Origin of the sequence: Nonomuraea sp. NPDC050328 (assembly GCF_044459405.1) — a bacterium.
In the GTDB taxonomy this organism is placed as follows: domain Bacteria; phylum Actinomycetota; class Actinomycetes; order Streptosporangiales; family Streptosporangiaceae; genus Nonomuraea.
In genome coordinates this window covers 175,787-185,237 of the sequence record NZ_JBITIW010000012.1, presented here as the reverse complement: position 1 = coordinate 185,237, position 9,451 = coordinate 175,787, and the positions used below count along the sequence as shown (strand labels likewise).

The 9,451-nt window shown below is 72.2% G+C and carries 4 protein-coding genes; all 4 read right to left on the bottom strand.

The genetic code is table 11. The annotated features are described in order from the left end of the window. Positions 1–56: 56 nt before the first annotated feature. Positions 57–656 (bottom strand): hypothetical protein, encoded by a 600-nt coding sequence (locus tag ACIBG7_RS36205; RefSeq protein WP_397339180.1) that lies wholly within the window; start codon positions 654–656, stop codon positions 57–59. Continuing rightward, positions 653–3,004, bottom strand: coding sequence for a SpoIIE family protein phosphatase (locus ACIBG7_RS36200; protein WP_357930035.1), 2,352 nt, complete (start codon positions 3,002–3,004; stop codon positions 653–655). The genes ACIBG7_RS36205 and ACIBG7_RS36200 overlap by 4 nt, the downstream gene beginning before the upstream one ends. A gap of 46 nt (positions 3,005–3,050) precedes the next feature. After that, a complete protein-coding gene (locus tag ACIBG7_RS36195) occupies positions 3,051–7,244 on the bottom strand; it encodes a HAMP domain-containing protein (RefSeq protein WP_357930033.1) in 4,194 nt (1,397 codons plus the stop codon). Between the two features lie 186 nt (positions 7,245–7,430). Beyond that, complete coding sequence (locus ACIBG7_RS36190) at positions 7,431–9,404, bottom strand: glycogen debranching N-terminal domain-containing protein (protein ID WP_397339179.1); 1,974 nt, start codon at positions 9,402–9,404, stop codon at positions 7,431–7,433. Between the last annotated feature and the right edge of the window lie 47 nt (positions 9,405–9,451).

Genomic DNA, 9,451 nt, shown 5'->3' with positions numbered 1-9,451 from the left:
GATGTCTCACCTCATCTTCGACATCCCCTGGGCGAGGGGCAAGGGACGCCGCCCGGTCAGCGGTGGAACTCGACGGTCAGCCAGGGCCAGGCGGCGAATGCCGATTCGGGATCGGCGGGGACGACCAGCGGCATCCCGGGCAGGAAGCGCACGGTGGTGCCGGTGCCGCGGGGGCGGGGGAGCGGGGTGAGGCCGGTGACCGGCACACCGTGCTCGTAGCGCTGTTCCCAGGCGCTGTCCTCGCGCCGGTTGGTGTGCACGAGCCATGGGCTGAACGCCGCGACCACCGACATGCCACGGCGGGGATGCCCGTCGGGCAGGAGCTGCGCGCCGGGGTGGTCGAAGAAGCGCAGGTCCTTGGTGGCCATGACCGGCTTGCGCACCGGACGGCCGGCGTCGAACCGGGTGTCGGTGCCCCGCCCGTCGTCGGCCACCGAGACCGACCCGTCGGCGTGGAAGGCGACCGTGCACCGGCCGCCGCCGCGGCACTCGGCCTCGTCGGCCGCGTAGGCCACCACCTCCAGGACCAGGTGCCAGGCCCCGCCCGGGCAGGGGCCGGAGCGGATGAGGGCGAGGTGGTCGCGGTCGACCTCGGCGGCCCAGTCGTGCGTGGTGTTCCGCCACGAACCACGGGGACCCCCGCCCGGGCCGGTCATACGAGTTGCACGCCGATGAGGCAGGTGTCGTCGTCGGTGTCGGAGATGCAGTGCGTGAGCAGGTAGTCCAGCCGCTGGTCCAGCCCGCCGGTCGCCCGCCGCGCCATCTCCAGCAACTGCCGCTGCGAATGCTGCAGGGTCCGGTCGCGCCGCTCGATGAGCCCGTCGGTGTAGATGAGCAGCGTGTCCCCCTCCTCGAGCTGGACCTGCCCCTCGGCGTACTCCGCGTCCCCGATGGCGCCCAGCAGCAGCCCGTCGATCGCCGGCAGCTCCAGCGACTGCGCCTCGCGGACGAGGACCGGCGGGAGGTGCCCGGCGCGGGCCCAGCGCAGGATCCGGCTCTCGGGGTCGAACAGCGCGCAGACGGCGGTGGCGGTGACGCTCTCGGTCAGGTGGTGCGTGACCATGTTGAGCCACCCGAGCAACTGCCCGGGCCCGGCCCCGGTGGCCGCCAGGCCGCGCAGGGCGTTGCGCAGGGTCACCATCCCGGTGGCCGCCTCGATGCCGTGCCCGGCCACGTCGCCGACCGACAGGAGCACCTGCTTGGACGGCAGCACGACGGTGTCGTACCAGTCGCCGCCGACCAGGTGCTCGGCCTCGGCCGGCCGGTAGCGCACGGCGATGTTGAGCCCGAAGGCCTCCACCGGCCCGCGCGCCGGCGGCATGATCGCGTGCTGGAGCTGCAGGGCCAGCCGGTTGCGCTCCTGCGACTCCTCCTCGGTGACCGCGAGCTGGTCGCGGGTGGCGGCCAGGGCTACCTCGGTCCAGTGCTGGCTGGAGATGTCCTGGTAGGCGCCGCGGATGGCGATCATCCGGCCCTCGGCGTCGAAGGCCGGCTCGGCCACCACGCGGATGTGCCGGACGATGCCGTCCTCGCGCTCCAGGCGGAACGCGGTCGCGGCGGGCATCCGCCGGTGCAGGATCGTGCGCAGGAACCGGTCGATGGCCTCGCCGTCGTCGGGGTGGGCGTGCTCGCGCAGCCGCTCCAGCGGGACCGGCTGCTCGGAGGGAGACAGTCCGTACAGGGCGTAGACCGGCTCGCTCCAGGTGATCCGGCCGATGGCCGGGATCTCCTCGAAGCCGCCGAGCCGGCCCAGCCGCTGGGCGTGCTGGAGCAGGCTGGCCAGCCGTACCGCCTCGTCCTGGACCCGCCAGATGAGCAGCACGCACTCGCCGTGCCGGGTGAGGCTGATGTCGGCGACGGTGGTCAGCGGCACCTGGTCGACCAGCTCGGTCAGGGGCATCGCGTCCGCGCTGAACGGCTCGCCGGTGGCGTGCACGTGGTCGATCTTCTCGAACAATCCGCTGTCGCCGGACGCCAGCGGGTAGGCCTCCAGCAGCAGCGAGCCGGTGACGCTGCCGCGCGGGCGGCCGGCCGGGTCGATGAAGCGCCGGTTGACGTGGTGGATGCGGAAGTCGGCCAGCGTGCCGTCCTCGGCCAGCTCAGGGCGCAGGACCAGCGCCGGATCCGGCAGCGCGTCGGCCAGGTCCACCAGCTCGGTCATGCCGGGCGCCGGGGGGCCGGGCGGGTCGGGGTCCTCCAGGGTGCGGGCGCAGAGCTCGGCCAGCGCCTCGACCTGCTTGCGTACGGCAGGCGGCTGCGGCTCCAGCGGGCCGGTCCAGCCGATCTCCAGGACGCCGAAGATGCGCCCGCCGGTGCCGGCGGGGACGACCACCCGGCCGCCGGAGCAGTCGCGGTAGCCGATCGAGGGCAGGCTCAGCTCGTTCAGCGACCGGAACCAGACCGACTGCCGCTCCACCAGCGCGCGGCGGGCGGGCGTGGAGACGCCGGGCGGCACGTACCGCCAGCGGCGGGCCTCCTCGGTGCTGATCCCGGCGACGCCGGCCAGGGTGAGCGAGGCGTCGGGCCCGGCCACCCACAACGCCACCAGCGAGGCGCCGAGCGGCGTGAGCGCGTGCTCCAGCAGTGACTCGGCGACCATCTGGCTGTCGCCGGCGTGCAGCATGCCGCTCTCGGCGGCGCGCAGCCGTACCCCCACCGAGGGATCGCTCGTGTCCCGGACGCCCGCCTGGGTCAGGAACTCGTGGATGGTGTCGCTCAGCCGGTCCTGGGAGGTCTGGTTGATGATCTCCGCGGCCAGTTCGAGCTGGCTCGTGCCGGCCTGCGCGGCCAGCGAGGCGAGCTGCTGCGCGGCCTGGGTGGGGCCGCAGCGCAGCCGTTCCACCAGGATGCCGCGCGCCAGCTCGATCAGCGCCCGGCCCTCGGCGGCGAGCTGGGCCTCCTGGATCTCCCGGCGCAGCCGTTCGATGGTCGCGGCGAGCCGGCCCACCGTTCCCGCTCTGGGGTCGGTGGAGCCGGCTTCGCGCGGGGTCGGGGCGACGGGCACTACTGCTCCTTGCGGTCGATCGCGGGCTGGCGGGGGAGGGGTCGGATCACCCCGCCATGTACCGCTCGATGAGGCCGAGCAGGTGGTCGGAGTCGACGGGCTTGGTGACGTACGCGCTCGCTCCGGAGGCCAGGCTCTTCTCCTGGTCGCCCGGCATCGCCTTGGCGGTGACCGCGATGATCGGCAGCTCGGCGTACTGCGGCATCGCGCGGATGGCCGAGGTGGCGGCGTAGCCGTCCATCTCCGGCATCATCACGTCCATCAGCACCAGGTCGATCTCCGGGTGCGCGACCAGCGTGTCGATGCCCTTGCGGCCGTTCTCCGCGTGCAGCACCTGCATGCCGTGGATCTCCAGGATGCTGGTCAGCGCGAACAGGTTGCGGGTGTCGTCGTCGACGACCAGCACCGTGCGCCCGGCCAGCGTGCCGTCCACCTTGCGCGCGGTGGGCTCGGCGACCCGCTGGTTGCGCACCAGCGGCACCACGTCGCCCGGCTGCTCGGCGGTCAGGTGCAGGGCGATGCGCTCGCGCAGCTCGTCGAGGCTGGCCAGCAGCTCCAGCGGCCGGGCGTCCTCGCCCCGGCCCTGCAGCTCGTGCTCCTCCTGCGGCGCCATCCGCCAGTTGCTGTAGGCCAGCACCGGCACCCGGTGCAGGGCCGCGTCGCCGTCCATGGCGTCCAGCAGGTCGAACCCGGCCCGCTCGGACATCGCCAGGTCGAGCACGATGCAGTGGCACGGCTGCGCGGCCAGGATCGCCGCCGCCTCCTGCGGCCCGGCCGCGGTGACCAGCTCCACGCCCGGCGCCAGATCGGCCAGCGCGCTCTCGGCGACCAGGGACAGCAGCCCGTGGGCGCGCTCCTCGATCACCAGCAGCCGCCGCTGCGTCACCTGCGGGTCGCCCGCCGACGCCGTCGCCGGCGCCGGCGTCTCGGTCTCCTCCTCGGCCGGTACGGCGGAGCCGCCCGCCGAGTCGATGGCCTGCTCGGCGAAGTCGGGCCGCGCGATCGGCAGGAACAACGTGAACGTGCTGCCCTGCCCGAACACGCTCTCGGCCGCGATCGCCCCGCCCAGCAGGTAGGCGATCTCCCGGCTGATCGACAACCCCAGCCCGGTCCCGCCGTACTTGCGGTTGGTGGTGCCGTCGGCCTGCTGGAAGGCCTCGAAGATGGCCTCCAGGTGCTGTTCGGCGATGCCGATCCCGGAGTCGATCACGCGCAGTGCGATGGCCGGCCCGTGCTGGCGCACCGACGGCGGCACCTCCGCCCCGGCGACCGGCTCGATGCGCAGTTCGACGCTGCCGGCCTCGGTGAACTTGACCGCGTTGGACAGCAGGTTGCGCAGCACCTGCCGCAGCCGCGAGTCGTCGGTGAGCAGCTCGGCGGGCACGCCCGGCGCGGTGGTGATGCGGAAGTCGAGGCTCTTCTGGGTGGTCATCGGGCGGAAGGTGGCCTCGACGTAGTCGAGCAGGCGGCGCAGCGGCACCCGCTCCGGCGCGAGGTTCATCTTGCCCGCCTCGACCTTGGACAGGTCGAGGATGTCGTTGATGAGCTGGAGCAGGTCGGAGCCGGCCGAGTGGATGATGCTGGCGTACTCGACCTGCTTGGGCGTCAGGTTGCGGGTGTGGTTCTGGGCCAGGAGCTGCGCCAGGATGAGCAGCGAGTTGAGCGGCGTGCGCAGCTCGTGGCTCATGTTGGCGAGGAACTCGCTCTTGTAGCGGGAGGCCAGCGCGAGCTGCTGGGCGCGGTCCTCCAGTTCCTGGCGGGCCTGCTCGATCTCGAGGTTCTTGGCCTCGATGTCGCGGTTCTGGGAGGCCAGCAGCGCCGCCTTCTCCTCCAGCTCGGCGTTGGAGCGCTGGAGCTCCTCCTGCTGGTTCTGGAGTTCCTCCGAGCGGGCCTGGAGCTCGGCGGCCAGGCGCTGGGACTCCTGCAGCAGCTCGTCGGTGCGGGCGTTGGCGACGATGGTGTTGAGGTTGACCCCGATGGTCTCCATGACCTGGTCGAGGAAGGCGCGGTGGACCGGCGTGAACGGGGTCACCGAGGCCAGCTCGATCACGCCGAGCACCTGCTCCTCCACGCCGATCGGCAACACGATCAGAGAGGACGGCTCGGTCTTGCCGAGCCCGGAGGAGACGGTGACGTAGCCCGGCGGCACCTGCTCCATGGCGATGGTGCGGCGGGCGTGCGCGGCCTGGCCGACCAGCGACTCGCCCATCTGGAAGCGGGTGCGCTGGGTGTCTGCGGGGTAGCCGTAGGCGCCGATCAGCTTGAGCTGGTTCTCCTCGGCGAGGAAGAAGGCGCCGAACTGCGCCGAGACCAGCGGGGCCAGCTCGTTGACGACGAGCTCGGCGACCACGTCGAGGTCGCGGTGACCCTGCATGAGGCCGGAGATGCGGGCCAGGTTGGACTTGAGCCAGTCCTGTTCCTGGTTGGCGCGGGTGGTCTCGCGCAGGGACTCCACCATCGAGTTGATGTTGTCCTTGAGCTCGGCGACCTCGCCGGAGGCGTCCACCGTGATGGAACGCGTCAGGTCGCCCGAGGTCACCGCGCTGGTCACCTCGGCGATGGCCCGCACCTGGCGGGTCAGGTTGCCGGCCAGCTCGTTGACGTTCTCGGTCAGCCGCTTCCAGGTGCCGGAGACGCCCTCGACCTCGGCCTGGCCGCCCAGCCTGCCCTCCGAGCCGACCTCGCGGGCCACTCGGGTGACCTCAGCGGCGAAGCTGGAGAGCTGGTCGACCATGGTGTTGATGGTGGTCTTGAGCTCCAGGATCTCGCCCCGGGCGTCGACGTCGATCTTGCGGGTCAGGTCGCCCTTGGCGACCGCGGTGGTGACCTGGGCGATGGAGCGCACCTGGTTGGTCAGGTTGTCGGCCATCGAGTTGACGTTATCGGTGAGGTCCTTCCAGGTGCCGGCCACGTTGGGCACGCGCGCCTGGCCGCCGAGCTGGCCTTCGGTGCCGACCTCGCGGGCGACCCGGGTGACCTCGGAGGCGAAGCTGGAGAGCTGGTCGACCATGGTGTTCATGGTCTGGGCGAGCGCGGCGACCTCGCCCTTGGCCTCGACGTTGATCTTCTGCGACAGGTCGCCCTTGGCGACCGCGGTGGCCACCTGGGCGATGGAACGCACCTGGCCGGTCAGGTTGGACGCCATGACGTTGACGTTGTCGGTCAGGTCCTTCCAGGTGCCCGAGACGCCGCGCACGGTGGCCTGGCCGCCGAGGTTGCCCTCGGTGCCGACCTCGCGGGCCACCCGGGTGACCTCGTCGGCGAAGGCGGAGAGCTGGTCGACCATCGTGTTGATGGTCTCCTTCAGCTCCAGGATCTCGCCGCGCGCGTCGACCCGGATCTTCTGCGTCAGGTCGCCCTTGGCGACCGCGGTGGTGACCTGGGCGATGGAGCGCACCTGGGCGGTGAGGTTGTCGGCCATGACGTTGACCGACTCGGTGAGCGCCTTCCACGTGCCGGACACGCCCTTGACGTCGGCCTGGCCGCCGAGCCGGCCGTCGGTGCCGACCTCGCGGGCGACCCGGGTGACCTCGTCGGCGAAGGCGGAGAGCTGGTCGACCATCGTGTTGATGGTCTCCTTCAGCTCCAGGATCTCGCCGCGCGCCGAGACGGTGATCTTCTGCGACAGGTCGCCCCGGGCCACCGCGGTGGCCACCTGGGAGATGTTGCGGACCTGGTCGGTCAGGTTGCCGGCCATGTAGTTGACCGAGTCGGTGAGGTCGCGCCAGGTGCCGGCCACGCCCTTCACGTCGGCCTGGCCGCCGAGCTGTCCCTCGGTGCCCACCTCGCGGGCCACCCGGGTGACCTCGTCGGCGAAGCTGGAGAGCTGGTCGACCATGGTGTTGACGGTGTTCTTGAGCTCCAGGATCTCGCCGCGCGCGTCCACGGTGATCTTCTGCGACAGGTCGCCCTTGGCGACCGCGGTGGTGACCTCGGCGATGGAGCGCACCTGGTCGGTCAGGTTGCCGGCCATCGCGTTGACCGATTCGGTGAGGTCCTTCCAGGTGCCGGAGACGCCGGGCACCTCCGCCTGGCCGCCCAGCCGGCCCTCGGTGCCGACCTCCCGGGCCACGCGGGTCACCTCGGAGGTGAACAGCGAGAGCTGGTCCACCATGCCGTTGAAGACCGTCGCGATCTCGCCCATCAGGCCGTCGGCGTCACCGGGCAGGCGGGTGCCGAAGTCGCCGTCGCGCACCGCCGTCAGGCCGGCCAGGAGCCGCCTCAGCTCCTGCTCGCCCATCTCACCGTTATCGCGGACCGCTCCAGCGGAGCGCGATCCGGAAGCCGTGTCGCTCATGCCACCGTTTGTTCCGTTCGGGGGACACGGCACGAGGCTTTGTCCCTGATTGGTTGACTCATGACAACGCCGTGAGGTTATCCGTGAGAGGTTATCTCACGATCTCGTCCGGCGCGGCGCTGCCCGGGGCTAGATCTGCCTGATCTCGGCCTTCTCGCCCACGTCCACGGCCATCCGGCGGCCGCCGACCGGCAGGCCGGAGATGCGCAGCGGACGGTACGGCTCGGGCAGCACGGGATCGAGCTCGGGCCCGTCCGCGCCGTCCGGTTCGAGGCGCAGCAGCGCGCGCAGGAGCTGGATCGGCGCCGCCGCCGCCCACGCCTGCGGCGAGCAGGACGTGGGGTAGGGCACGGGCACCGCGAACTCGGTCCGGTCGAAGCCGCAGAACAGCTCCGGCAGCCGGCCGTCGAAGAACTCGGCCGCCTCCAGCAGACCCCTGGCGAGCCGTACCGCCTCGTCGGCGAAGCCGTACCGCATGAGCCCGGCGACGATCAGCGCGTTGTCGTGCGGCCAGATCGAGCCGTTGTGGTAGCTCATCGGGTTGTAGGCGCCCATCGAGGAGGCCAGGGTCCGCACGCCGAAGCCGGTGAACATCTCCGGACCCAGCAGGTGGGCGGCGACCTGGGGCGCGTAGCGCGGGTCGGCGATGCCGGTCCACAGGCAGTGGCCCATGTTGGAGCCGAGCCCGTCGACCGGGCGGCCCGAGCCGTCGAGCGCCATGGCGTAGTACCCGCGGTCGGGCAGCCAGAAGTGCTCGTTGAACGCCTCGCGCAGCTCCTCGGCGCGGCGCTCCCACACCTCGGCCTCGCCGAAGGCGGCGCGGGCGCGGTAGGCGGCGTAGACGTAGCCCTGCACCTCGGCCAGCGCGATCGGGGGCCGGGCCAGGGTGCCGTCGGCGTGGTTCACCCCGTCGAAGGAGTCCTTCCAGCCCTGGTTGGCCAGTCCCTGGTCGGTGCGGCGGCGGTAGGACAGGAACGGGCGCGCGTGCGTGGTGATCCACTCCAGCGCCCGGTCGGCCGCCGGCAGCAGCTCGCGCACGGCCTCCTCCGGCGCTCCCCAGCGCCGCAGCTCGCCCAGGAGCATCACGAACAGCGGTGTGGCGTCCACCGAGCCGTAGTAGGCCCCGGCGTTGCCGCCCAGCGACAACACGCCGTGCCGCAGCTCGTGCAGGATCTTGCCCGGCTCCTCCTCGGTCAGCGGGTCGTCGCGCACGCCCTGCAGCTCGGCCAGCCGGCGCAGCGTGCCCAGGGCCAGGCTCTGGTCGAAGGGCAGCGCCATCCACGAGGCCAGCAGCGAGTCGCGCCCGAACAACGTCATGAACCACGGCGCGCCGGCGGCGATCGCGCCGTCGCGCAGCAGCAGCGCCCCCAGGTCGTCGCGGGAGCGGCCCAGCGTGCGGGCCAGCGCGCGGCTGGGCGTGCTGATCACCGGGCTGTCGCGCTGCCAGTCGGCCCGGCGGCGGTACGGCTCGGCCTCCTCGACCGGCTGGTGCGCGGCGAACCACGCGCCACGCTCCTCGCCCTCGATGATCGGGTTGACCTGCAGCACCACCGACCACTGGCCGCGCGGCGGCACGACCACCCGGAAGGTGATCAGCCCCGGCGCGGCCAGCGCGGGCCCGCCGGCGACCACCCGGCTGCCGCGGCCCCGGCTGGCCGCCGAGATCATCAGCCCGTCCGGCGTGATCGCCGACTCCACGTCGGCCACGTGGGTGACCGGGCCCGATCCCTTGACCTCGAACAGGTCGGCCATGTCCGAGCCGACGTGCAGGCCGACGACGCAGCCGGCCGGCTCCTCCGACAGGTTGCGCAACGTCAGGTCCTCGCGCAGCCCGCCGCCCACGTACCGGTCGCGCACGACCAGCAGCGTGCTCTCCGCCGCCCCCGGTCTGGGCCGGGCGCGGCCGACGAAGGTCGCGTGGTACGGCGCGGCGGCCACCACCTCCAGCGCCTCGACCGGCGCCTCGTCGACCCGCAGCTCCCAGTGTGAGATCAGCCGGGTGTCGGCGTGGTAGACGCCCTGGGCGTCTCCCGGCACGATGTCGCCGTTCCTGGTCGAGACCGCGAAGGAGTCGCCTTCCACCAATGTCACGAGTGTGGACACTTTCCAGGCTCCTTGGGGTAGTGGGCGGAAATGCAGTCACTACCCCC